18 protein-coding genes are annotated in these 23,801 nt (G+C 73.3%); 6 read left to right on the forward strand and 12 right to left on the reverse strand.

Annotated elements, in window-relative coordinates:
- The first annotated feature begins 277 nt into the window (after window positions 1–277).
- Window positions 278–1,306 (forward strand): endonuclease/exonuclease/phosphatase family protein, encoded by a 1,029-nt coding sequence (locus tag ACIGFK_RS32990; protein ID WP_376658920.1) that lies wholly within the window; start codon window positions 278–280, stop codon window positions 1,304–1,306.
- Between the two features lie 146 nt (window positions 1,307–1,452).
- Here ACIGFK_RS32990 and ACIGFK_RS32995 read toward each other — a convergent pair whose 3' ends face one another.
- The 4 genes from ACIGFK_RS32995 to ACIGFK_RS33010 form a co-directional block, all read right to left on the reverse strand.
- Window positions 1,453–3,207, reverse strand: coding sequence for an NAD+ synthase (locus tag ACIGFK_RS32995; protein WP_376658921.1), 1,755 nt, complete (start codon window positions 3,205–3,207; stop codon window positions 1,453–1,455).
- A 59-nt stretch (window positions 3,208–3,266) separates the two neighbouring features.
- The gene (locus tag ACIGFK_RS33000) at window positions 3,267–4,688 is read right to left on the reverse strand and encodes a DUF4352 domain-containing protein (protein WP_400054737.1); all 1,422 of its coding nucleotides are present in this window, start codon (window positions 4,686–4,688) and stop codon (window positions 3,267–3,269) included.
- Between the two features lie 103 nt (window positions 4,689–4,791).
- On the reverse strand, window positions 4,792–6,432 hold the full coding sequence (locus tag ACIGFK_RS33005) for a multicopper oxidase family protein (protein ID WP_376658923.1): 1,641 nt from the start codon (window positions 6,430–6,432) through the stop codon (window positions 4,792–4,794).
- Between the two features lie 105 nt (window positions 6,433–6,537).
- On the reverse strand, window positions 6,538–6,957 hold the full coding sequence (locus ACIGFK_RS33010) for a hypothetical protein (RefSeq protein ID WP_376658924.1): 420 nt from the start codon (window positions 6,955–6,957) through the stop codon (window positions 6,538–6,540).
- Window positions 6,958–7,030: 73 nt separating this feature from the next.
- Here ACIGFK_RS33010 and ACIGFK_RS33015 point away from each other — a divergent pair, with 73 nt between their 5' ends.
- Both ACIGFK_RS33015 and ACIGFK_RS33020 read left to right on the forward strand, forming a co-directional pair.
- On the forward strand, window positions 7,031–7,825 hold the full coding sequence (locus ACIGFK_RS33015; protein WP_376658925.1) for a DUF998 domain-containing protein: 795 nt from the start codon (window positions 7,031–7,033) through the stop codon (window positions 7,823–7,825).
- Window positions 7,822–8,751 carry an alpha/beta fold hydrolase gene (locus ACIGFK_RS33020; RefSeq protein WP_400054740.1) on the forward strand — a complete coding sequence of 310 codons (930 nt, stop codon included), beginning with the start codon at window positions 7,822–7,824 and terminating at the stop codon, window positions 8,749–8,751. Before ACIGFK_RS33015 ends, ACIGFK_RS33020 begins: the two co-directional genes overlap by 4 nt.
- On the opposite strand, the gene ACIGFK_RS33025 is transcribed toward ACIGFK_RS33020, so the two are convergent.
- The 4 genes from ACIGFK_RS33025 to ACIGFK_RS33040 all read right to left on the reverse strand — a co-directional run bounded on the left by ACIGFK_RS33025 (window position 8,736) and on the right by ACIGFK_RS33040 (window position 11,086).
- Complete coding sequence (locus ACIGFK_RS33025) at window positions 8,736–9,155, reverse strand: CBS domain-containing protein (protein ID WP_376658927.1); 420 nt, start codon at window positions 9,153–9,155, stop codon at window positions 8,736–8,738. The genes ACIGFK_RS33020 and ACIGFK_RS33025 overlap by 16 nt on opposite strands.
- 158 nt (window positions 9,156–9,313) lie before the next feature.
- Entirely contained in the window at window positions 9,314–9,922 is a 609-nt protein-coding gene (locus ACIGFK_RS33030) for a DUF305 domain-containing protein (protein WP_376658931.1), read from the reverse strand.
- 95 nt (window positions 9,923–10,017) lie between these two features.
- Complete coding sequence (locus ACIGFK_RS33035) at window positions 10,018–10,707, reverse strand: DUF3105 domain-containing protein (RefSeq protein ID WP_376658928.1); 690 nt, start codon at window positions 10,705–10,707, stop codon at window positions 10,018–10,020.
- A gap of 55 nt (window positions 10,708–10,762) precedes the next feature.
- Window positions 10,763–11,086, reverse strand: a complete 324-nt coding sequence (locus ACIGFK_RS33040; protein WP_400054743.1) for a hypothetical protein — start codon at window positions 11,084–11,086, stop codon at window positions 10,763–10,765.
- 268 nt (window positions 11,087–11,354) lie between these two features.
- Here ACIGFK_RS33040 and ACIGFK_RS33045 point away from each other — a divergent pair, with 268 nt between their 5' ends.
- Entirely contained in the window at window positions 11,355–12,716 is a 1,362-nt protein-coding gene (locus tag ACIGFK_RS33045) for a glutamine synthetase family protein (RefSeq protein WP_376658930.1), read from the forward strand.
- Between the two features lie 152 nt (window positions 12,717–12,868).
- Here the strand turns inward: ACIGFK_RS33045 and ACIGFK_RS33050 are convergent, their stop codons facing one another.
- Complete coding sequence (locus ACIGFK_RS33050) at window positions 12,869–14,923, reverse strand: PIG-L family deacetylase (protein WP_376661721.1); 2,055 nt, start codon at window positions 14,921–14,923, stop codon at window positions 12,869–12,871.
- 283 nt (window positions 14,924–15,206) lie between these two features.
- Entirely contained in the window at window positions 15,207–17,594 is a 2,388-nt protein-coding gene (locus tag ACIGFK_RS33055; RefSeq protein ID WP_400054746.1) for a PIG-L family deacetylase, read from the reverse strand.
- 196 nt (window positions 17,595–17,790) lie between these two features.
- Between ACIGFK_RS33055 and ACIGFK_RS33060 the strand changes: the two genes are divergently transcribed.
- Together ACIGFK_RS33060 and ACIGFK_RS33065 are read left to right on the forward strand one after the other, a co-directional pair.
- Entirely contained in the window at window positions 17,791–20,778 is a 2,988-nt protein-coding gene (locus tag ACIGFK_RS33060) for a bifunctional [glutamine synthetase] adenylyltransferase/[glutamine synthetase]-adenylyl-L-tyrosine phosphorylase (RefSeq protein WP_376661719.1), read from the forward strand.
- 57 nt (window positions 20,779–20,835) lie between these two features.
- Entirely contained in the window at window positions 20,836–22,236 is a 1,401-nt protein-coding gene (locus ACIGFK_RS33065) for an acyltransferase family protein (protein ID WP_376661718.1), read from the forward strand.
- Window positions 22,237–22,314: 78 nt separating this feature from the next.
- Here the strand turns inward: ACIGFK_RS33065 and ACIGFK_RS33070 are convergent, their stop codons facing one another.
- Window positions 22,315–23,223, reverse strand: coding sequence for a hypothetical protein (locus ACIGFK_RS33070; RefSeq protein WP_400054748.1), 909 nt, complete (start codon window positions 23,221–23,223; stop codon window positions 22,315–22,317).
- A complete protein-coding gene (locus ACIGFK_RS33075; protein WP_376659045.1) occupies window positions 23,220–23,753 on the reverse strand; it encodes a SigE family RNA polymerase sigma factor in 534 nt (177 codons plus the stop codon). Before ACIGFK_RS33075 ends, ACIGFK_RS33070 begins: the two co-directional genes overlap by 4 nt.
- Window positions 23,754–23,801: the final 48 nt, after the last annotated feature.

A 23,801-nucleotide genomic window follows, 5' to 3' on the forward strand; every position in this document is an offset into this window, starting at 1 on the left:
CTCGAGGCGCCCTTACGGCGTCCCCGGACTCACCCACCATGGTGGCATCCGCGTGGCCAAACGCGGAAGTGCCGCGGGGAGCGCGCCGTGCGCGGAGTATGCAATGTGCGCGTTTCGTGACAAGCGGAAAGAAGCGGAACCCGTGCCGCACGGCCGTTCGTCCTCCGGGACGTACGGCCGCGTCAGGCGGTCGTGACGTAGGGCACGGAAGGCTCCGGTCATCGCCTAGGGTCAAGGGGCGGGGACGGAGCGCGAGCACGGCAGTGAGGGCAGTGGCATGGCACAGGCGTACAAGACGGAGTCGGGGAACGGCGGCTCGGAGCCCGAGCCCTCCGCGTCCCGCTTCCGGCGCCGGCTGGCCGAACTGCGCAGAGACCCCGGAATCTGGCGGCGCGGCTGGGTGCTCGCCGCGATCGCGGTGCTGATCTGCCTGGTCATGGTGTTCCACGCGGAGCTCCCCAACGACGTGGGCAACCTCGGCAGCCTCACCGAGACCTTCCTGCCCTGGCTGGGGCTGGCCGTCCCGCTGCTGCTGGTCGGGGCGGTCCTGCGCAAGTCCGCGACCGCGCTGATCGCGATACTGCTGACGGCCGCGGTCTGGGTGAACCTCTTCGGCGGCCTGGTCACCGACAAGTCGGGCCCCGGCGGCAACCTCGTCGTCGCCACGCACAACGTCGACGCCGACAACCCCGACCCGCGCGGCACCGCCGAGTCGATCGCGAAGTCCGGGGCCGACGTCCTGGCCCTGACCGAGCTCAAGGGCAGCGCCGTCCCCGTCTACGAGAAGGCCCTGGCGGGCACGTACAAGTACCACTCGGTCGAGGGCACCGTCGGGGTGTGGAGCAAGTACCCGCTGTCCGCCAGCCGTCCGGTGGACATCAAGCTGGGCTGGACCCGGGCCATGCGCGTCACCGTGGACACCGCGAACGGCAAGGTGGCCGTCTTCGTCGCCCACCTGCCCTCCGTCCGGGTCAAGCTGAACGCCGGCTTCACCGCCAACCAGCGCGACAACAGCGCGGACGCGCTGGGCGCGGCGCTCGCCGCGGAACCGCTGAAGAAGGCCATCCTGCTCGGCGACCTCAACGGCACCATGAACGACCGCGCGCTGTCCGAGGTCACCTCGCAGATGCGCTCCACGCAGGGTGCCGCGGGCGACGGCTTCGGCTTCAGCTGGCCCGCCCAGTTCCCGATGGCCCGGATCGACCAGATCATGGTCCGCGGGATCGAACCGGAGGCGTCCTGGACCCTGCCGCGCACGGGCAGCGACCACCTGCCGGTCGCGGCACGGGTGACGGTCGCCCCCTAGGCCGCGGGACGACCGGGTGAGCGGTGCCGCCGCAGGCACCGCCGCCGTCCCGGCGCGGGACGGCGGACGCCCGGCCGGCAGGAGTGAGGAGGGGGCTCGCCGCCGATGCGGCAGGGCCCCCTTCCCGTCCGGGCCGGGCGCAGCGGCTACGCCTGCTCGCGCCAGCCGTTCGTGATGGGCAGCCGGCGGTCCTTGCCGAAGCCCTTCGCGGAGATCTTCGTGCCCGGCGGGTACTGGCGGCGCTTGTACTCCGCCGTGTCCACCATCCGCAGGGTCCTGGCGACCAGCTCCCGGTCGAAGCCGGCCGCCACGATCGCCTCCATGCCCTGGTCGCGGTCCACGTACAGCGCCAGGATCGCGTCGAGCACCGGGTAGTCCGGCAGCGAGTCCGTGTCCACCTGGCCCGGGCGCAGTTCGGCGCTCGGCGGCTTCACGATCGAGTTCTCCGGGATCGGCGGGGTCTCGCCGCGCTCGGCGGCGGCCCGGTTGCGGTACTGCGCGAGGCGGAAGACGTCCGTCTTGTAGACGTCCTTGATCGGGCCGTACGCACCCACCGAGTCCCCGTACAGGGTGGAGTAGCCGACGGCCAGCTCCGACTTGTTGCCCGGGGCCAGCACGATGTGGCCCTCCTGGTTGGAGACCGCCATCAGCATCGTGCCGCGCAGCCGGGACTGGAGGTTCTCCTCCGCCAGACCGGTCAGGCCCAGCGCACCCATGTACGCGTCGAACATCGGCTCGATCGACACGGTCCGGAAGTTCAGGCCGGTCCGCTCGGCCAGCTCCGCGGCGTCGCCCTTGGAGTGCTCCGAGGAGTACTTCGAGGGCATCGAGATGCCGTACACGTTCTGCGCGCCGATCGCGTCGCAGGCGACGGCGGCGACCAGCGCGGAGTCGATGCCCCCGGAGAGCCCGATCAGGACGGAGCGGAAGCCGTTCTTCCTGACGTACGCGCGCAGGCCCACGACCAGCGCGTCGTAGATCTCCTCGTCGTCGTCGAGCCGGTCGGCGTAACCGCCGGTGACGACCGCCTCGGGCGCCTCCGCGGGCTCCTCGGAGAGGATCACCCGGTCGATCCGCAGCCCGTCGTCGACCACGCCCTCGGGGGCGTCGGCCCGCGCCGCGGGCAGGTCGAGGTCGATCAGCACACAGCCCTCGGAGAACTGCGGGGCGCGGGCGATGACCTCGCCGTCGGCCCCGACGACGATCGAGTCGCCGTCGAAGACCAGCTCGTCCTGGCCGCCGATCATGGCCAGGTAGGCGAGGGTGCAGCCGGCCTCCTGGGCGCGCTTGCGGACCAGTTCGAGCCGTGCGTCGTCCTTGTTGCGCTCGTACGGGGAGGCATTGATCGAGATCAGCAGCCCGGCCCCGGCGGAGCGGGTGGCCGGGACGCGGCCGCCCTCCTGCCAGAGGTCTTCGCAGATGGCCAGGGCCACGTCGACGCCGTGCACCCGGATCACCGGCTGGGTGTCGCCGGGCACGAAGTACCGGAACTCGTCGAACACGCCGTAGTTGGGGAGGTGGTGCTTGGCGAAGCGGAGGACGACCTCGCCGCGGTGCAGCACCGCGGCCGCGTTCTCCGGGGAACCGGCGGGGCGGCCGAGCCGGGGCGCGGTCCCCTCCGTACGGTCGAGGTAGCCGACGACGACCGGGAGCTCGCCGAAGCCCTCGTCCGCGAGCCGCCGCGCCAGATCGCGCAGGGCGGTGCGGGAGGCCTCGACGAAGGACTCGCGCAGGGCGAGGTCCTCGACGGGGTACCCGGTCAGCACCATCTCCGGGAACGCCACCAGGTGGGCGCCCTGCTCGGCGGAGTGCCGGGTCCAGTGGACGACCGAGTCGGCGTTGGCGGTGATGTTGCCGACGTGCGAGTCGATCTGATTCAGAGCGAGGCGAAGTTGAGGCACGGGGCCCAGTCTAATCGTCTTTCTGACGCGATGTCCTGGGTCCCGTGTGTCTTCGCGGCTCAGCCGACCGGGCCGGCGTACTTCACGGAGGTGAGGCCGATGCCCGGGGAGATGTCCGCGGTGATGTTCTTGGTGCCCTTGGGCAGCTCGAACGCCACGACGCCGCCGGCGGACTGGCCGGGCATGATGGCGCCCTTGATCAGCTTGGGCACGCCGCCGCTGCCGTCGTAGACCGTCTCCGCGGTCATGCCCTGCTCGTCGCGCACGTTGGGCATGGCGAAGAGGACCTCGTACGGCTCCGTCGAGCCGTTGGTGATGGTGAGCGTGATCTGGATCGCGTTCTCGGAGCGTTCGCGGGCGACGACGCCCTTCGGCTCGTACTCCTTCGGCGCCGAGAGGCTCACCTTCAGGCCGTTGTCGTAGGTGAAGGTCTCGCCGAAGGGCAGCGGGCTGGTCAGGCCGGGGACCTGGGAGGGCTTGGACGGCTGCGGGGTCGTCGACGGCGGCCTGCCGGGGGAGAGCCCGTCGAGGTCCCGGCGCTGCTGGCGCTGTTCCGCGCGGCGGTCGGCGGCCTTCTCGAAGACGAGGCCGGTGAGGAAGAGGCCGCCGACCGAGGCGATCAGGGCGACCACGCCGAGGACGGTGCCGACGATGGACAGCGTCTTCTGCGGGGCGCCCTTGACGGCGCGGACGATGGCGCCGATGCCCAGGCCGACGGCGACCAGGCCGAGGAGGAAGCCGGCCCAGAAGAGGAGGGGGACGAGGCCGATGAGGATGCCGAGGCCGCCGACGATCGCGGCGGAGACGGCCAGGCCGTTGCTGGTGGCGGGGGCGGGCTGCGGGTACGCCGGGTAGCCGGGCACGCCGTAGCCGGCACCGGGCTGGGCCCACGGGTTGCCGGGGAAGGCACCGGGCGCCGTGGGCGCCGTGGGCGCCGTGGGGGCGCCGAAGCCGGGGCCGGGGGGAGCGGGGGGCACGGGCATGGGCGGGGCGAACGCCGATGCGGCGGGGGCCGGGGCGGCGGGGAAGGCGGCCGGGGTCTGCTCCGGCGACGGGGGCGCGGCGGGGTTCTCGGCCGACGAGGGGCCTGCGGCCGAGGTCACCTCCGGCGACGGGGTCGTGGCCGGGGTCTTGGCCAGCGAGGGGCCTGCGGCCGGTGTCGCCTCGGGCGGGGTAGCGGCCGGAGTCTTCTCCGGCGAGGGCCCTGCGGCCGGGGTTTCCTCCGAGAGGGGCGCGGCCGGGGACGGGCCCGCGGTCGGGGGTTCCTCCGGGTGGGGGGAGGCCGGGGGCTTCTGCAGCGACAGGGCCGCAGTCCGGGGCTCCTCGGACAGGGCCGCGGCCGGGGTCGCCTCCGGCGGGGCCGTGGTCGGGGGGGTCTCGGGGGTCTTTTCGGGTGACGGTCCCGGCGCCGGGGCCGGCTCCGGTATGGGCGTCCCGGCCGGCTCGGTCGGCGTGTCGGACGGGTTCGGCGGGGTGCTCATACGGGCGGAGGCGTCCTTTTGCTCGTGTCGCGTGCAGTCGTGATCACCACAAGCCTGCCACGACCCCGGTGGCACCCCGCCACCATTTCCCGGCGCGCGGAACTCAGCGCTCGTAGCCGAGGACCGTCATCATCCCGGACTCCGAGTGGTACACGTTGTGGCAGTGCAGCATCCACAGCCCGGGATTGTCGGCGTCGAAGTCCACCGTCAGCCTCCCGCCCGACAGGATGATCGAGGTGTCCTTGCGGGCGCCCGCGTCGCCGCCCAGGGCGAAGGTGTGCCCGTGCAGGTGCACCGGGTGCCACATCGGCGTCTGGTTCCTGAACTCCAGCCGCACCCGCTCGCCCGCCTTCACCGGATGCCGCTGGTCGGGGGTGAACGGGGTCCCGTCGAAGGCCCAGTTGAAGCGGGTCATCGAGCCGGTCAGCCGGAGCGGGATCGTACGGTCCGGTGTGCGCACGGGCAGCGCCGCCGACGCGGTGGCCCTGAGCCGGTCCGCCAGCAGCGGGGCGGTGGCCAGCTCGGCCGGTCGCGTCGCGGCGGTGGGGGCCGTCCCGGACCCGGTGCGCAGCACGGCGAGCGCCGATGCCGACCCGCCCTTGCCCTCGGCCAGTGCGGTGAGCGGGAACACCCCGTCCTGCGCGGTGACCAGGACGTCGTACCGCTCGCCCATGCCCAGCAGGAGGCAGCCGGTCTTCGCGGGCTCCACCGGGTAGCCGTCGGTGTGGGTGACCGTCAGTTCGTGGCCGCCGAGGGCGATGCGGAACGGGGTGTCCCCGCCCGCGTTGACGATGCGCAGCCGGATCCGGTCCCCGGGCCGGGCGGTGAACTCGGACGGGGCGTCCGCCGCCCTGCCGTTGATCAGGTAGTACGGGTAGTCGACGTTGCCCACGTCCTTGCCGAGGACGTCGCTCTCCCCGAGCATCCGCACCCGCGAGGGCCCGGTGCCGGCGCCCCGCGAGGCGGACTGCGTGGCGGCGGGCGCGGCGGGCGTCGTGCCGGCGGGCGTCGTGCCGTGGCCCGTGTGGCCGCCCGCGGACTGGCCGTTCGCGCCGCGGAGTTCGGCGAGCACGGCGTCCGGGGTGGAGCCGTCCACCCCGTCGAGCCAGTCGTCCAGGACCACCACCCATTCCTTGTCGTACGAGAGGGGCTCGTCCGGGTCCTCGACGATCAGCGGCGCGTACAGCCCGCGGTCCTGCTGGACCCCGGTGTGCGGGTGGAACAGGTACGTCCCCGGGGTCGGCACGGCGAACCTGTACGTGAAGGAGCCGCCCGGCGCGATGTCCCGCTGGGTCAGCCCGGGAACCCCGTCCATGTCGTTGCGCATCGCCAGGCCGTGGCAGTGCAGGGAGGTGGCCTCGGGGAGGTTGTTGGCCAGGGTCAGGGAGAGGGTGCCGCCGGCGGTGGCCCGTACCTCCTTGCCGGGGACCTGGTCGCCGTACGTCCAGGAGCGGAAGACGTGTCCGCCGCCGAGGTCCACGGAGGTGGCGGTGGCGGTGATCCTCACCTCGGTCAGCGGCCCGGTGGCCTTGCGGGCGGCCTCGACGGCCTGCACCTCGGGGCCGGCCGGGTCGACGTAGTCGGCGGGGGCGGCGGCCCCGGCGGGGCCGCGGTTCGCACCGTCGCTCCCGGCGTCCCGGTCGGCGGCGGTACGGGCGCAGGCGGAGAGCAGCCCGGAGCCGGCGAGGGCGGCGGAGGCGGCGGAGGCGCCGAGAACGGCGCGGCGGGAGGGGAAAGAGCGCACGGAAGTACCTCGTTGGTGTCGTGAGGGGGAGGGGCGGACGCGTCGGCCGCCGCCCCGGGCGTGCGGGCGTGCGCGGGCATGCCGGGGCGGCGGCGGGGCCCGGCCCTAGGCGTGCGGGCAGGCCGGCCGGTCGAGGAGTGCTCGGGGTCCGCGGGGCGACGGCGGGTCGGGTCCTGCGTCGGACCGGTCCGGCACGCGGGCCGCACCCCCGAGCGGCGCGGTGTCGCGGGAGCCGGCCGGTCCGGCGTCGAGGAACAGCACGACGGGCCCGGTGGGCACGGCGGGGCACCCGGATCCGGAGTCGTCGGTCGGGGCGCCGTCGGGCTCGCCGTCCGTGGGCGGGCCGGGCGGCCCGGGTGGGCCGGACGGGCCCGCCGAGGCAACGGAGTGGGCGGCGGGTGCGTCCTCCGAGGCATGGGACTCAGTCGGATGGCCCAGGGCGTTCATGGTCACGATGCCCAGCAGGAGCGCGGCGAGCAGCAGCGGCCGGGGCCACGGGGCAGCTCGCTGGGCTCTGCTCGTCATGCCGGGAACCCTACCCCGGGTGGGTATCCGATCCACGGATCGACCCCCGGATCTGCATAGGATTAGTCACACTATGTCCACCAATGGCCCCCCTCCGCGCCGCCGGCCCGGCCCGCCGACCGGCCCTGCCCCCGCCCCCGCGCCGGGTCCCGCGCCGGGCGCCCCGTCCCGTACGTCCGGGCGGGTCTGGCCGCCGGCCCTGCTGGTGGCCGTGCTGATCGGGCTCGGCGCCGCCGCCTACACCGCGTGGGTCCTCGAAGTCGTCCTCTCCACCGGCCTCAACCCCATCGAGACGTACGTGAGCGAGCTGGCCGCCCAGGACCAGCCGCTCGGCGGCCTCTTCAGGGCCACCGACTTCTGCGCCGGCCTGCTCGCCTTCGCGGGCGGGCTGCTGGCCCTGCTGCGGCTGCTGCGCGGCATCGAGTCCCGCCGCCCGTGGGCCGTCGCCGGGTGGGCCGGGGTCACCCTCTTCGGGGCGGCCACCGCAGCCGACGCCTGGCTGCCGCTGAGCTGCACGCCCACCGCGGACCCGGTGTGCGCGGCCCGGGAGACCGCCGGGCTCGTCCCCGCCACCCATCAGGCCCACGCCGTCAGCAGCAGCCTCGCGATGACCGGGGCCCTCGTCGGGATCGTGGCCCTCACCGTGGGGGCCCGGCGCTACGGACGGCTCGCCCCGCTGGCCCGCTACGGCCCGGTCCTCGTCGTCCTGGAACTCCTCGCCACCGCGTGGACCCTGACCGCCATCGCACTGTTCACGGCCGGCCGCGGGACCTGGGCCCTGGGCGCCGGGCAGCGGCTCCAGGTGCTGTTCGTGGCGCTCTGGCTGGGCCTGCTCGCCTGCTCCGTGTACCGGGAGCGCCGCACATGAGCGGCGCTCCGGGACGCTTCGTGCGGGTGGACGGGGTACCGCTGCACGTGGTGGTCGAGGGCCGGGGGCCGGTGTGCGTGCTCAGCGCCGGGCTGGCCATGGCCTGGTTCGACTGGGACGAGGTCGCCGCGCTGCTCGTCGCCGCCGGCCGCACAGTCGTCCGCTTCGACCGCCCCGGCCACGGCCTCAGCGCCCCGGCCGCCGAGCCGCCGACCGCCGCCGGCGAGGCCCGCCGCATCGCGGGCCTCCTGCACGCGCTGAGCCCGGACGGCACCGCCGCCGGAGTCACCGTCGTCGGGCATTCCATCGCCGGATTCCACGCCGAGGCCTTCGCCCGGCTGTACCCCGAGCGCACCGCCGCCCTGGTGCTGGTCGACTCCAGCGTCGAGGAGGCCCCGCGCGCCCTGCTGCCCGCGGGCGTGCGCACCGGCGCCGCCCTGGCCCTCGGCCGGTTCCTGACCGCCGCGGGGCTGCCCGCCGCGCTGGGCCCGCTCGCCCGGCGGGCCGTCGTACGGGCCTCGCGGACCGGCGGGGGCGATCCCGCCGCACGTGACCTCGTACGCCGCTGCTACCGCACCGGCCGCGTCTGCCGGGGGGTGCTGCTGGAGAACTCCCGCTACACCGACGCCGCCGCCGAGGTCCTGGCCCTGCGCGCGACGCACCCGCTGACCGCGCCCACGACCGTCCTCGCGGGCCACGACGGCAGTACGGGCCGCGGCGCCCTGCGCTGGCTCGCCCGCCAGGCGGAGCTCGCCGACCGGCTCGGCGCCCGCTTCGAGGCCGTCGAACCCGCCGGACACCTGGTCATGCTGGACCGCCCGGACCAGGTGGCCCGGGCGGTCGTCGGGGGTGTCGCCAGAGGTGGAGCCCCGGCGCGGCCGCCGGGGCTCCGTACGGTCACCCGCAGGGATCAGCCCCGGGCGTAGACCTTCTCCGCCCAGCCGGCTATCTGCTCGTCCGACAGGTGCTTGGCCAGGTCGGCCTCGCTGATCATGCCGACCAGCTTCTTGTTCCTGATCACGGGGAGCCGGCGGATCTGGTGGCTCTGCATCTCCTCCAGCACCTCGGAGACGTCCGCGTTCGCATCGATCCAGCGCGGTGTGCCCTGTGCCATCTCACCGGCGGTGACCCTCGAGGGGTCGTGCCCCTTGGCCACGCAGCCGACCACGATGTCTCGGTCGGTCAGGATGCCGCAGAGCCGTTCCGTCTTGTCGCTGATGGGCAGTGCGCCCACGTTGAGGCGGGCCATCAGCTGAGCGGCCCGGTCCAGGGTCTCGGTGGCGGGGATCCACTGGGCCCCGGCGTGCATGATCTCTCCGGCGGTCGTCATCGCGTAAACCTCCCAAGCGCCGTGTGCGGCACGGGCGCGGGTGCCCCGCCGCGGCGTCCCCATCGTCATTCGGCCGTTCGGCCCACGCGACCCGGCACGGGGAGCGCACGCCCGTACGGGTGACAGGACGCCTCCCACCACCGTACGGGCGCGCCCCGTCACCCGCGCGGCGCGGCCCCGCGCTTCGCCAGCATGTCCGCCATGAGGGTGAGCTCCGCCTGCTGCGCGTCCACCATGCCCTGGGCCAGCTCGCGCTCGACCGGGGTCGTGCACAGCTTCGCGCAGCCCTGGGCCATCGCGACGCCGCCCTTGTGGTGGTCGGTCATCAGCTGGAGGTAGAGCACCTCGGCGTCCCGGCCCTGGGCGGCGCCCAGCTGCGCGAGCTCCTCCTTGGTGGCCATCCCCGGCATGAGCGCCCCGCCCGGCTGCACGGCCCCGTGCCCGGAGTGCCCGTCGCCGTGCCCACCGTGCCCGTCGCCGCCCATCCAGGACATCGGGGGCTCGTCGGCCAGCACCTTCGGCAGCCCCCACAGGTCCAGCCAGCCGAGGAGCATGCCCCGCTGGTTGGCCTGGGTGTTGGCGATGTCGTACGCGAGGGTGCGCACCGGCTCGTCCTGGGTGCGGTCGCGCACCACGAAGGACATCTCCACCGCCTGCTGGTGATGCACCGCCATGTCCCGGGCGAAGCCCGCGTCGGGCGAGCGCAGCCCGGGCACGGCGGCGGCCGGCGCCGCCGGGCGGTCGTCGCCGTTCGCGGCGGCGGCCATCGTGGCCACCGCCGCGAACAGCAGCGCCAGCAGCACGGCCGTGCCCGAAACCCAGTACGTGCGGGGGATCCGGGCCCTGCCGCCGGTCGTGTCCGTCACTTGGTCAGGCCGTTCGTGCAGGCGGCGCCCGGCTCGGGGGTCTGCTCGCCCTGCACGTACTTGGTGAAGAACTGCGCCACCCGGGGGTCGTCCGCGTTCTCCACCGTCAGCTGCTTGCCCCACGCGCTGAGCATGATCGCCCCGGCCTGCTCCTTGACCGGGCTCATCAGCGAGTACGGGGTCTTCTCCACCCGCGCGGTGAGCTTGTCGAGGTCGGCCTGGGCGGCCTTCTCGTTGTACGTCACCCAGACGGCGCCGTGCTCCATGGAGTGCACGGCGTTCACGTCGGGGACGGCGGCCTTGTAGACGTCGCCGTTGCAGTTCATCCAGCGGGGGTGGTGGTCGCCGCCGACCGGCGGGTTCATCTCGTACTTCACCGGGGTCTCGACGTGGGTGCGGCCCAGCTTCTTCGCGTCCCAGACCTGCTCGCCCTCGACGGGCTTCTTGCGGATCTCCTGCTGCTCCTTGAGGAGCTTCTCCGCGGCCTGTGCCTTGCGCTTCTCGGTCTGCTTCTGGTCGATCAGCACCCAGGCGCCGAAGCCGACGAGTCCGGCGACGATGACGGTGGAGACGGTGATCGCGATGGCCTTGTTGCGCCGCTCGCGCGCCTTCTCGGCACGGCGCATCTCGGCTATCCGCGCCTGGCGGGAGTTCGGGTCGGTGCTCTGGTTGGTCCTGCTGGCCATGTGCCCTGGTTCCTTTGGCTGAGGGGGGTGGATGGAGCGCGAAAAACCGGACCCGTCAGGTCCGCAGCACCTGGAGCACATGGAGGTCGGGGGAGCGCGCGAGCGGCTCGGCCGGCCGCACCCACTCCGCCCCGACGCCCCGGGCGGGGGCCTGCGGCCCGCCGCCGGCCGGCACCGCGGCGGGCGGCGGCGCGGGCAGCACGCCCGGCACCGCATGCGAGAGGGGCGAGCAGCCGGGCAGGTCGTACGGGGACTCGCAGACGGCGTGCGGCCGCGCCTCGGCCACGTGCTCGGCCCCGGGCCGCGAGCAGAGGAACAGGACCCCCACCAGCACGGCGACCACGACTCCGACCAGCACCGCGACCAGCGCGCCGGACATCGCCCGGAACGCCGCCGAAGGAGCCGCCGGACCCACGGCACGCCGAAGCGGCGGACGTCCACGACGCCCCCGCTGCGTGTACTGCCGGCCCCCCATGGGCGCAGATGGTAATGCTCATGTCGGGCCGGAGGTCAGTGCGGGGGTGTCACGACCTTTCGGGGGTGCGTAATGTGGCGGAAACCACCACTGGCGATACTGGGCCGGCCCGACTGTGTCCCGCTCCTCGAGGAAGTGGTGCACAGGCCGTCTGAACTGCGAGGATGAAGGCATGGACAAGCAGCAGGAATTCGTCCTCCGGACGCTTGAGGAGCGCGACATCCGCTTCGTGCGCCTGTGGTTCACCGATGTACTGGGCTTCCTCAAGTCCGTCGCGGTCGCCCCCGCCGAGCTGGAGCAGGCCTTCGACGAGGGCATCGGCTTCGACGGCTCCGCCATCGAGGGCTTCGCGCGGGTCTACGAGTCCGACATGATCGCCAAGCCGGACCCCAGCACCTTCCAGATACTGCCGTGGCGCGCCGAGGCCCCCGGGACCGCCCGGATGTTCTGCGACATCCTGATGCCGGACGGCTCCCCGTCCTTCGCGGACCCGCGCTTCGTGCTCAAGCGCATCCTGGCCAAGACCTCCGACCTGGGCTTCACCTTCTACACCCACCCGGAGATCGAGTTCTTCCTGCTCAAGGACAAGCCCCTGGACGGCACCCGCCCGGTGCCGGCGGACAACTCCGGCTACTTCGACCACACGCCGCAGAACGTCGGCATGGACTTCCGCCGCCAGGCCATCACGATGCTCGAATCGATGGGCATCTCGGTGGAGTTCAGCCACCACGAGGGCGCCCCCGGCCAGCAGGAGATCGACCTCCGCTACGCCGACGCGCTCTCGACGGCCGACAACATCATGACCTTCCGCCTGGTGATGAAGCAGGTCGCCCTCGAACAGGGCGTCCAGGCCACCTTCATGCCGAAGCCGTTCTCGGAGTACCCGGGCTCCGGCATGCACACCCACCTCTCCCTCTTCGAGGGCGACCGCAACGCCTTCTACGAGTCGGGCGCCGAGTACCAGCTCTCGAAGGTCGGCCGCTCCTTCATCGCGGGCCTGCTCCGCCACGCGGCGGAGACGGCGGCGGTCACCAACCAGTGGGTCAACTCCTACAAGCGCATCTGGGGCGGCTCCTCCCGCACCGCCGGCTCCGGCGGCGAGGCCCCCTCGTACATCTGCTGGGGCCACAACAACCGCTCGGCCCTGATCCGCGTCCCGATGTACAAGCCGGGCAAGACGGGCTCCTCCCGCGTCGAGGTCCGCTCGATCGACTCGGGTGCCAACCCGTACCTCACGTACGCCGTCCTCCTGGCGGCGGGCCTCAAGGGCATCGAGGAGGGCTACGAACTCCCGGCGGGCGCCGACGACGACGTCTGGGCCCTCTCCGACGCGGAACGCCGCGCGATGGGCATCGAACCCCTCCCGCAGAACCTCGGCGAGGCCATCTCCCTGATGGAACGCAGCGAACTGGTCGCCGAAACCCTCGGCGAGCACGTCTTCGACTTCTTCCTGCGCAACAAGAAGCAGGAGTGGGAGGAGTACCGCTCGGAGGTCACGGCCTTCGAGCTCCGCAAGAACCTGCCGGTGCTGTAACCCCGGCTCAGAGCCCCTTCGGGTGGCACACGAAACTCCGGGCCGGTGGTCGTCGACCACCGGCCCGGAGTCGTTTCACCGGCCCTGGGCCGCCCGTGGGCCGTCCGGCGCGTGGCCGGGGCGGTCCCGGCGTGGTGTCGCGCGGGGGCGGTTCAGCGGACCGCGCGGTGCCAGGTGGGGGTGGTCGGGGTTCTGGGGGTGGTCGTGATGTGGAGGTTCGCGTCCAGGCCCAGGACCGCCGTCGTCGCGCCCGAGAGTTCCAGGACCGCGCCCGGAGCGCCCGCGTAGAGCATGGCGGACTCCGTCCACGCCGGCGGGCCGCCGAGGCCCGTGGTGCCGATCGTGCCGGTGTCCGCGCGGCCCGAGATGAGGCGGCCCGCGACGCCGACCGCGCCGTAGCCGGCCCGGCCGCCCGCCTCCGTGACGCTGGAGACCTGGGGCTTGCCGGGGGTCGCCGTGACCAGGGCCGTGCGGACGACCCCCGAGTCCGGGCGGCGGAAGTACAGGCGGACGCCCGCGCCGTCCGGGGCCGCCGTCAGCGGGACCGTCGTCGCGGGCAGGCCCGTCTCGAAGGGGCCGACCAGCGGGGCGGCCGGGGTGGGCTGGGTCCAGGCCAGCACCGACTTCGTGGTGGTGGCGTACACGTGGCGCCGCCCGGCGGAGTCGACCGCCGTCACCGGGTCGCTCTGCAGGTCCTCGCCGCCCAGGCGGTGCCACTCGGAGAAGCCGCCGTCCGGCCGCTGGGTCGCGGAGCGCAGGGTGCGGCGGGAGTCGCGGACGTAGACGGTGACGCGCCCGTTCGCGTCGACGGTGGCCGAGGGGGAGCTGATCGAGGAGGTGCCGTCCTCGTCGGCCCGCTCGGGGGTACCGAGCGACTGCCAGGGCCCGAACGGGCCGTCGGGCGCGGACTGGACGGCGTACACGACCTCGCGCCGGTACTCGACGGGCGCAGGCCCCAGCGTCGTGCGGGTGGCCAGGACCGCGACGCGCCCGTCGGGGAGGCGGGTGGCGGTGGCGCCCGGGTCCATGCCCGTGCCGGGGAGGAGTACGGGGCCCGTCCAGGCGCCGGCCGGGGTCCGCGTCCAGTACGCGGTCTGCCCGTCGAGGGTGGCGAACGCCCAGAGCCGGCCGGGCGTGCCCTCCGTCACCCAGGAGGTGAGGTCGCCGCGGCTGTAGCGCAGCGACTGCGCCCAGTTCTTGCCGGTCGGATTGCCCGCGACCTTGCGGTCGCCGCAGCCGGAGGGGCTGCCGCAGTAGTTCTCGCCGTCCTGCCAGGCGTAGGTCTTCAGGAACGCGGTCTTCGAGTCGGCGGTCTGCGGGTCCAGCGCGTGCGGGAGGGTGCCGTTGTGGTAGCCGAGGTAGTTCTGCACGGAGAAGCGCGGACGGTCCTTGACCCGCTCGGCATAGGCGGACGCGGCGGCCTGCACGAAGCGGGCGCCGTACATGTGGTCCTGGTGGTCGGTGTACCGGCCGTTGTCCCCGTACCGGCCGGGCGTCGGGTCCTGCATCCGTATCGTCGTCGGCCTGTACTTCTCCAGGACCCCGGATATCGCCTGTATCAGCTGGTCCTTGGTGTACGTGAACTGCTGCTTGACCGGGGTTCCGGAGGTCAGCTGGGAGGCCAGCGCCGGTATCCGCCCGTTCCACAGGCCGCGCAGGCTCTCGGGGGTGTCCCCGCCGGTGCTGCGGGCCTCGCGCAGCTGCAGCCACACCAGGTTGACCTGCGGCTTCGCTATGAGGACGTCGAGCTCGGCCTGCCCGCCACCGGCCGTGGGCACGACCGTACGGCGCCATGCGCTGGTGCGGTCCCCGGTGGCCATCTGCGCGTACGCGGAGCGTATGCCGTTCTGCCGGGCCTCCGCGTAGTGGGCGCGGTCGGCGGGCTGGTCCGGGTCCTTGGCGGCGCCGCCGTTGGCCCGGTTGACGCCGTCGGCCTCGCCGGAGGTCAGGTAGGCGGTGGTGACCGGGGTGCCGGAGAGCAGCGAGCGGACGAGGTCGGGGTTCATGAAGAAGAGGTCGTCGTCGGGGTGGGCGACGATCTGGACGACCGATCCGGCGGTGACGCTCGCGGGCAGCACGACGGCGGAACCCTTGTCCTGGGTGGCCTCGGCCGGCGTCTGCTGGGCGGCGGTCACGGCGAACACGCCGGTGGTGCCCGCGGTGAGCACCGCGAGCGCGGCCGCGAAACGGCGACGGGTGATGGGCATCGGTCACGCCTTGGGGGGTCAGGTCCGGGCGGAAGAACCGCTGATCAGTCAGAGAGAGTCCAAATCGGGGGACTTGGTTCACCGATTCCGGGAATGACTGCCACTTTCCGAAGACGACCGGACGCGATTGCCCCTTGTGTAAGCTTTCGCACCCCTATGTGACCTCAATGCGGACGCCGTTGTTCCATCCTGCGGGTCAATTGGTGTGGTTGATATGCGTTGTTGATCGGGTTTTCGTGACGGAATCGCCCGGAGTCAGGGTTCTGTCGCCATCGGGTGATTCCTACGGAGCCGTGTTGCGCGGACCCACCGGCTGCCACGGCGCCAGCCGCGCGTCCGGGGCGTCCGCCGACGAGGTCACGTACAGCCGCGCGTCGAGCCCCACCACCGCCAGGCTCACCATGTTCCTGCCGGTCATCGTCGAGGACGGCGCGCCCACGAACATCAGCGGCGACCGCTCCCACGGCCGGCCCCACCCGACGTCCGAGCCCAGCTGTCCGCCCGCCGAGCGGCCCGCCAGCACGTTCCCGCTCGCCGTGACCGCCCCGAAGCCCTGGAGCCCGCCGAGGTCGGTGAGGTTGTTCACCTTCAGCCCGCCGTCCCCGGTGACGAGCGCCGTGCGGACGTTGCCCGACCCGGGCTTGCGGAACCACAGCCGCACCCCGCCCTCGCGGCCCGCCGCCGTCAGCGGGAGCGTGGTGTCCGGCAGGCCGGTGGCCGTGGCCGGGCCCAGCGGGGCGCCCGGCTTGGGCTGCGCCCAGCCCAGCACCGTCTTGGAGGTCGTGGCGAACACCATGCGCCGCCCGGCGCCGTCGGTCGCGGTGGCCGGGGTGCCGTGCAGGTCGGCGCCGCCGTACCTCTCCCACGGGCCCCAGCTGCCGTCCGCCCGCTGCACCCTGCCGCGCAGGGTGCCCGCGCCGTCGCGGACGTACGCGGCCGGCCGCCCGGTGCCGTCGACCGAGACGGCGGGGGCGCTGATGTCGGAGGTCCACGTCTCGTCGGCGGTCTCCGGTGTGCCCAGCGACTGCCACTCCCCGAACTCCTCGGAGCCCGGCGCGCGTTGGACGGCGTACACGACCTCGCGCCGGTAGTCGGCCGGCTTCGTGCCGAAGGAGGTGCGGGTGCCGAAGGCGGATATCCGGCCGTCCTGGAGGGTGACGGTGGACATGCCCGGGTCCATGCCGGTGCCGGGCAGCAGGGTCGGGCCGGTCCAGGGGCCGACGAGGCCGGCGCGGTGCCAGACCGCGACCTGCCCGTCGAGCACCTTGAAGGCCCACAGTCCGTGGTCCTGGTCGGAGGTCAGCCAGGAAGTGCTGTTGCCGCGGGCGTAGTTGACGGTCTCCGTCCACCGGTTGCCCGCCGGCCGGTCGGCGACCTTGAGGTCGCCGCAGCCGGCGGTGCTGCCGCAGTGGTTCTGCCGGTCGAGCCAGGCGTACGTGCCCAGGATGTCCAGCTTCTCCTTCGCCTCGCCGGGGTCCAGGGCGCTGGGGAGGGAGCCGTTGAAGTAGCCGATGTAGTTCTGCACGGCGAAGTGCGGGCGGTCCTTGACGTCCTTCGCGTACGCGGCGGTGGCGAGCTGCACGAAGCGGGTGCCGTAGAAGTGGTCCTGGTGGTCCGTGTACCGCTTGGTGTCGGGGAAGCGGCCGGGGGTCGGGTCCTGGGCGCGGACGGTCGTCGGCTTGTACTGCTCGAGCACGCCGACGAGGGTCTGGACGACCTGCTCCTTCGTGTACGTGAACCGCTGCTTGACCGGGGTGCCGGAGGCGAGCATCGACTCCAGGCGGGGGACCGTGCCGTCCCACAGGCCGTGGAGGCTGTCGGCGACGGGGTCGTAGACGCTGCCCGCCTCGCGCAACTGCAGCCAGACGAGGTTGACGTGGGGCTTGGCGACGAGGACGTCGACCTCGGCGTGGGCGCCGCCCCTGGTCGGCACGACGGTGCGCTTCCAGGCGCTGGTGCGGTCGCCGGTCGCCATCTGGGCGTAGGCGGCGCGGATGCCGTTCTGGCGGGCCTCGGCGTAGGCGGGCTTGTCGGGGCGGGTGCTCTTCTCCTTGGCGGCGCCGGCGTTGATGCCGTCGGCTTCGCCGGAGGTGAGGTAGACCGAGGTCACGGGGTGGCCGGCGGTTATGGAATAGCGCAGGTCCGGGTTCATGAAATAGAGGTCGTCGTCGGGGTGGGCGACGATCTGGAGCACCCGCCCGGGATCGGGCGCGTCGGCCGGCGCCGCGGGGGCGACGGCCCTGCCGTCGGACGGGGTGGGGTGGTCGAGCCGGTCGAGGGCGTCGTTGCCGCGGAGCACGAGCATGCTGCCGGCGAGGGTGGCGGCGACGAACACGACGACCTTGACGAGGCCGGCCCAGCGGTGCCGGTGGGGGCGCTCGCCCCCGACGGGCCCGCGGCCTGCGTGCCCGCGGGCGTCCCTGCCGCCGCGCCCGCTGCGGTTCCCGCCACTGCGGACGTGAGCATGATCACTGGCGTGCGACGCCGCGGGCTCGCCCCCGCGACGGGCGGCCCGGCGCCCGCGGGGCGCCGCCGTCGTCCTGCCCTTCGCCCGCCGCCCGCGAGGGGGTTCGGCACCGGCGCGGCCCGCCGACGCCTCGGAGTGCCGGGAACCGGCCACCGCCCCTGCGTCGTATTCGGAGTACGGGCCGGCAGCCGGACGCTCGTGCACAGGGCTCCTCCTGGCCTGGTGGCGGGGAGCGGGCCCCAAGTGGAACTAAACATTCAGATAATCAGATAAGTCGCCCCATGATACGTCCGCGATCTTCCCGTGCCCCGAACGCCGCTCCGGCTAGGCTCGCCCCAGGCAGACGGCGGCAGGCAGCGGCAGCGGCAGCGGCGGCAGCGACGACCCAGGAGGCGGCGGGATGACAGTCCCGGGACGCAGGAGCAGCACCTTCATCCAGCTGCTGCGCAGCGGTTTCACCGACCCCCAGAGCGCCGCCCGGCTGCTGGAGGACGACGCGCTGGCATCCGTACGCTCCGATCCGGTGCTCCTCGACGCACTGGGAGCGACCGCCGACCCCGACCTCGCGCTCCTCGGACTCGTCCGGCTCGCCGAGGCGCAGACCCCCGACGAGCGGCCCCTGCTCCTCGACACCCTCGTCGCCGCGAAACCCCTGCGCGACCGGCTCCTCGGCGTCCTCGGCGCCTCCGAGGCGCTCGGCGACCACCTCGCCCGCCACCCCCGCGACTGGCAGGCCCTGGTCACGTACGAGGCCGCCGACCTGCACCCCGGGCTCGCCGACTTCGAGCGCGGGCTGGCCGACGCCCACGACCCCGTCGGCCTGCGCGTGGCCTACCGCCGCTGCCTGCTCTCCATCGCCGCCCGCGACGTCTGCGGCACCATCGACGTCGCCGAGACCGCCGCCGAGCTCGCCGACCTCGCCACCGCCACCCTCCGCGCGGCCCTGCGCATCGCGAGCGCCGCCGCACCCGAGGACGCCGCCCAGTGCCGGCTGGCCGTCATCGCGATGGGCAAGTGCGGCGGCAACGAACTCAATTACGTCTCCGACGTGGACGTGATCTTCGTCGGAGAGGCCGTCAACGGCACCGATGAGCACAAGGCCCTCCAGGCCGCCACCCGCCTCGCCTCCCACCTCATGAGGATCTGCTCGGAGACCACCGTCGAGGGCACCATCTGGCCCGTCGACGCCAACCTCCGCCCCGAGGGCCGCAACGGCCCCCTCGTCCGTACCCTCTCCTCCCACCTGGCCTACTACCAGCGCTGGGCCAAGACCTGGGAGTTCCAGGCCCTCCTCAAGGCCCGCGCCGTCGCCGGCGACCCCGACCTGGGTGCCGAGTACGTCGACGCCATAAGCCCCCTGGTCTGGCAGGCCGCCGAACGCGAGAACTTCGTCGCCGACGTCCAGAAGATGCGCCGCCGCGTCGTCGACAACATCCCCGCCGCCCAGGTCGACCGCGAGCTCAAACTCGGCCCCGGCGGCCTGCGCGACGTCGAGTTCGCCGTCCAGCTCCTCCAGCTCGTCCACGGCCGCCACGACGCCACCCTGCACTCCGGCACCACCCTCGACGCCCTCCACGCCCTCGCCGCCGGCGGCTACGTCGGCCGCGCCGACGCCGCCCAGCTGCACGACGCGTACCGCTTCCTTCGCGCCATGGAGCACCGCATCCAGCTCTACCGGCTGCGCCGCACCCACCTCGTCCCCGAGGACGAGAACGACCTGCGCCGCCTCGGCCGCTCGCTCGGCCTGCGCACCGAACCCGTCGCCGAACTCAACAAGGCCTGGAAGCGGCACGCCTCCGTGGTCCGCCGCCTGCACGAGAAGCTCTTCTACCGGCCGCTGCTCGACGCCGTCGCCCAGCTCACCCCCGGCGAGACCAGGCTCTCCCCGCTCGCCGCCGGCCAGCGCCTCGAAGCCCTCGGGTACGCGGATCCGGCCGCCGCCCTGCGCCACCTCGAAGCCCTCGCCTCCGGCGTCACCCGCAAGGCCGCCATCCAGCGCACCCTCCTGCCCGTGCTCCTCGGCTGGTTCGCCGACTCCGCCGACCCGGACGCCGGCCTGCTCGGCTTCCGCAAGGTCTCCGACGCCCTCGGCAAGACCCCCTGGTACCTGCGCCTCCTGCGCGACGAGGGCGCGGCCGCCGAGAACCTCGCCCGGGTCCTGTCCGCCGGACGCCTCGCCCCCGACCTGCTGATGCGCGCCCCCGAGGCCGTCGCCCTGCTCGGCGACCCCGAAGGCCTGCAACCCCGTACCCGCGAGGCCCTGGAGCAGGAGGTCATGGCCGCCGTGGGCCGCGCCGACAGCGCCGAGGCCGCCGTCACCGCCGTGCGCGGGGTCCGCCGCCGCGAGCTCTTCCGCACCACCGCCGCCGACATCATCGGCTCGTACGGTACGGAGGACAGCCCGGCCGAGGAGGACCACGGAGCCCTCGTCGACCGGGTCGGCGGAGCCGTCTCCGACCTCACCGCGGCCACCATCGCCGGGGCCCTGCGCGCCGCCGTCCAGGACCAGTGGGGCGACACCCTGCCCACCCGCTTCGCCGTCATCGGCGTCGGCCGCTTCGGCGGGCACGAACTGGGCTACGGCTCCGACGCCGACGTCCTCTTCGTCCACGAACCGCGCGAGGGCGTCGACGAGCAGGAAGCGGCGAAGGCCGCCCAGAGCGTCATCGCCGAAATGCGCCGCCTGCTCCAGCTCCCCACCGCGGACCCGCCACTGCTCATCGACGCCGACCTGCGCCCGGAGGGCCGCTCCGGCCCCCTGGTCCGCACCCTGTCCTCGTACGCCGCCTACTACCGCCGCTGGTCCCTGACCTGGGAGAGCCAGGCCCTGCTCCGGGCCGAACCGGTCGCCGGCGACGCCGACCTGGGCGCCCGCTTCATCGACCTCATCGACCCGCTGCGCTACCCGATGGAGGGGCTCGGCGAGGACGCCGTACGCGAGATCCGCCGCCTCAAGGCCCGCATGGAATCGGAACGCCTGCCGCGCGGAGCCGACCCCACCCTCCACACCAAACTCGGCCGCGGCGGCCTCAGCGACGTCGAGTGGACCGTCCAGCTCCTCCAGATGCGGCACGCCTGGTCCGAACCGGGCCTGCGCACCACCCGCACCCGCCGGGCCCTGGCCGCCGCCCACGCGGCCGGCCTGATCCCGACCGAGGAGGCCCAGATCCTCGACGAGGCCTGGGTCCTGGCCACCCGGGTCCGCAACGCGGTGATGCTGGTCCGCGGCCGCGCGGGGGACACCTTCCCCTCGGAAGCCCGTGAACTGTCGGCGGTCGGCCGCTACCTCGGCTACGCGGAGGGCACGGTCGGCGAAATGCTGGACGACTACCGCCGCATCACCCGCCGGGCCCGCGCGGTGGTGGACGACCTCTTCTACGGGGCGTAGCACAGGTCACGCGCCTGAGGGCGCTCCGACACGCGCCACCCTGTGTAGCCTCCACGGGTGAAACCGATCGAACGCACAGCCGACGGACGTCGTGCGTCGGCCGCTGCGCAGAGCGGCCCCGCCGCGACCGCGTCGCGGCTCGGCTGGCTGGACGCCCTGCGGGGCATCGCTGCCCTGTCCGTCGCGATGCACCACCTGAAGCTGCCGCTCCGCTGGGTGCCCCACGGCACCCAGGTGCCGTACTACCTGGATCCGGGCGTCTTCGGCGTCCTGCTGTTCTTCCTGGTCAGCGGCTACATCATCCCGGCCTCGCTGGAGCGGCGCGGCGACGTGCGGGGGTTCTGGATCGGCCGTGCCTTCCGGATCTACCCGGTCGTCATCGTCACCTTCGTCGCCGCCCTGCTGATCCTGCCCCGCAAGTACGGGGTGGTGGCGGGCTGGGCGTTCGACCATCCGCTGCTCTCGGTCGCGGCGAACGGGCTCATGCTGCAGGACCTCATGGGCGTCCCCAACGCCCTCGGCGTGCTGTGGACCCTCACGTACGAGATGGTCTTCTACTACTTCGTCACGGCACTCTTCGTGCTCGGCTGGCACCGCAGGAGCGCGCCCATCGCCGTCGGCTTCGCGGCGGTGGCGCTGGTGCTGGGCGGCTGGATCGCCCTCGGCACGCTCTCCGTCGACCTGTCGGCCACCCGGCACCTGGTCCTCGCCTGCGCGACCGTCGTGGTGATGGCGATGGCCTGCATCATGACCGGCAGGCAGGCCCTCATCAAGGGCGGCGGGCTGCTCCTCGGAGCCCTCGGCCTGGTGCTGATCATCCTCAACAGCCGCTCCGCGGCGTTCGAGACCATGATGATCTTCGCGACGATGTTCTCCGGCACCGTGCTGTACCGGCTGGAGCACGGCCAGATCGAACGCACCCAGGCTCTCCTGTCCTGCGGCTTCGTCGTCGTCTGCGGCTTCCTCACCGGCTACATGTACAACCACGGCTGGGCGCACGCGCAGACCTGGACCGACTCCTGGATGGCGTGGTCGTTCGCCTACCTCGCCGCGTGGGCGGTCTTCGCCGCGGGCATGCTGCTCCGCAAGCGCCGCTTCCCACGCTGGCTCAGCTGGTTCGGCGCGATCAGCTATTCGCTCTACCTGCTGCACAACCCCGTGATCCACGCGATGAACTGGATGCTGGCGGGACACGGCCCCGTCCAGAGCTGGACGGGCCGGGCCCTGCTGCTGACGGCGTTCACGGCCGCACTGACGGCTCTGAGCTGGCTCGGCTACCGCCTGGTGGAGCTGCCCTTCCAGAACCTGGGCCGCCGCGTACTGAAGGCGGTGGCGCGCCGGGCCCCGCTGGAGGCGCCCGCACCGGCCGAGGACCGGACCGCTACGCCATTGGCCGCAGTGCCTGCCCAGGCGTCACGGGTGAGTGAAAACGAGCCGGTCCTTTCCGGACGGGACTGATCCGCAGACGGGTGGGGCGGGCCCTCGCCGCCGACCCCTGTGCGGCGGCGAGGGCCCGAGTCCCGGCTGTGGGTCCGGCTACGGGATGGGCTTGTCGTAGTACTTGTCGCTGTCCGAGTCGTAGATCTCTTTGCCCTGGGCGTCGTAGCCCTTGATCTGGGGGGCCCGGGTGACGCGCTGTTCCAGGGTTCCGGTGGCGGCGAACCAGCCGTGGTCGAGGGCGGCTTCAGCGGTGGCGTCGCCGTAGGTGACCGTGACGCGGGCGACGCGGGAGTCGACCGTGCCGATGCTGCCCCAGCGGTAGGGGAGCTTCCAGGGGCCCTCCGTGCTCAGGCGCTGGAGGTAGAGCTTGCCGCCGTTCATGTCCGGGACGACGGGCCGGTCCCCGGGAGTGCCGTCCTTGCCGACGGAGGTGTTCAGGCCGCTCGCCTTGTCGTCCTTGATGGTGCAGATGAGGCGGATGGGCACCGGGGTGTCCTTGACCGCGACGATGAAGCGGCCGTCGCCGGGGCTGTTGTCGTTGCCGGTGCTGCGGTGTGCGAGCAGGATCCGGTAGTCGGCGGCCTTGCCCAGGTCCTGCCGCGGCGCCCCCTGCGGACTGGGGTGCTCCGCGTCCATGGCGAGGCACTGCTCCAGCCCGGTGGCCGCGTCCTGGAGGGTGATGCCGTCGGCGAGCTGGCCGGGGGTGGCGGGCGCGGCCGGACCGGCGGGCGGCGCGGGGGACGCGGGCGGTGTGGCCGGCGCAGGGCCGCTGTCCGCCACCGCCGCCCGGTCCGACGGGCCGCTGCCGGTGAGGGCGAGGGCCGTGGCCGGTACGAGGGCCAGCACGAACAGGGCCGCCCCGGCGACGGCCAGCCGGCGCCGGCGCTGCTCCGCGCGGCCCTGCCGGACGATCTCCGGATACGGGACGGTGCCGGGGCGCACGGCTTCCGCGTCCAGGGCCATCCGGTCCCGCAGGTTCAGTTCGAAGTCACCGTGGCCGTTCACAGGACCGCCCTCTCCTTCGTCGTGGTGTGTGTGGCGAACTGGTCCAGGCCGGGGCAGGCGCGCAGTTTCGCCAGGGCCTTGGAGGCCTGGCTCTTGACGGTGCCGGGAGAGCACCCCAGGGCGTCGGCGGTCTCGGCCTCGGAGAGGTCCTCCCAGTACCGCATCACCACGACCGCCCGCTGCCGCGCGGGCAGCCCCGCCAGGGCGTCCATCAGCACGCTGCGCTCGTCGGCCCAGGCCACGGCGTTGTCGCGCACCGACGTGTCCGGCACGCTGTCCGTGAGCCGCTCCGCGACCCGGCGCTTGCGGAACCTGTCGCTGTTGCAGCTGACCAGCATCCGGCGCACGTACGCCTCCGGACTGTCCATGCGCGACACCCGCCGCCACGACCGGTACGCCTTCGCGAGCGCGGTCTGCGTCACGTCCTCCGCGTCGTGCGGATCACCGGTCAGCAAGTACGCGGTGCGCACGAGGTGAGTCCAGCGTGCGGCCACGAACGACTGGAAATGAGCTTCTTGCTCGGCGTGCATCGCCACCCCCTTCGCCCTCTTGACCACCTCCTGCTCGGATTCGGTTGC

Origin of the sequence: Streptomyces sp. NPDC085524 (genome assembly GCF_044541755.1) — a bacterium.
In the GTDB taxonomy this organism is placed as follows: Bacteria; Actinomycetota; Actinomycetes; order Streptomycetales; family Streptomycetaceae; genus Streptomyces.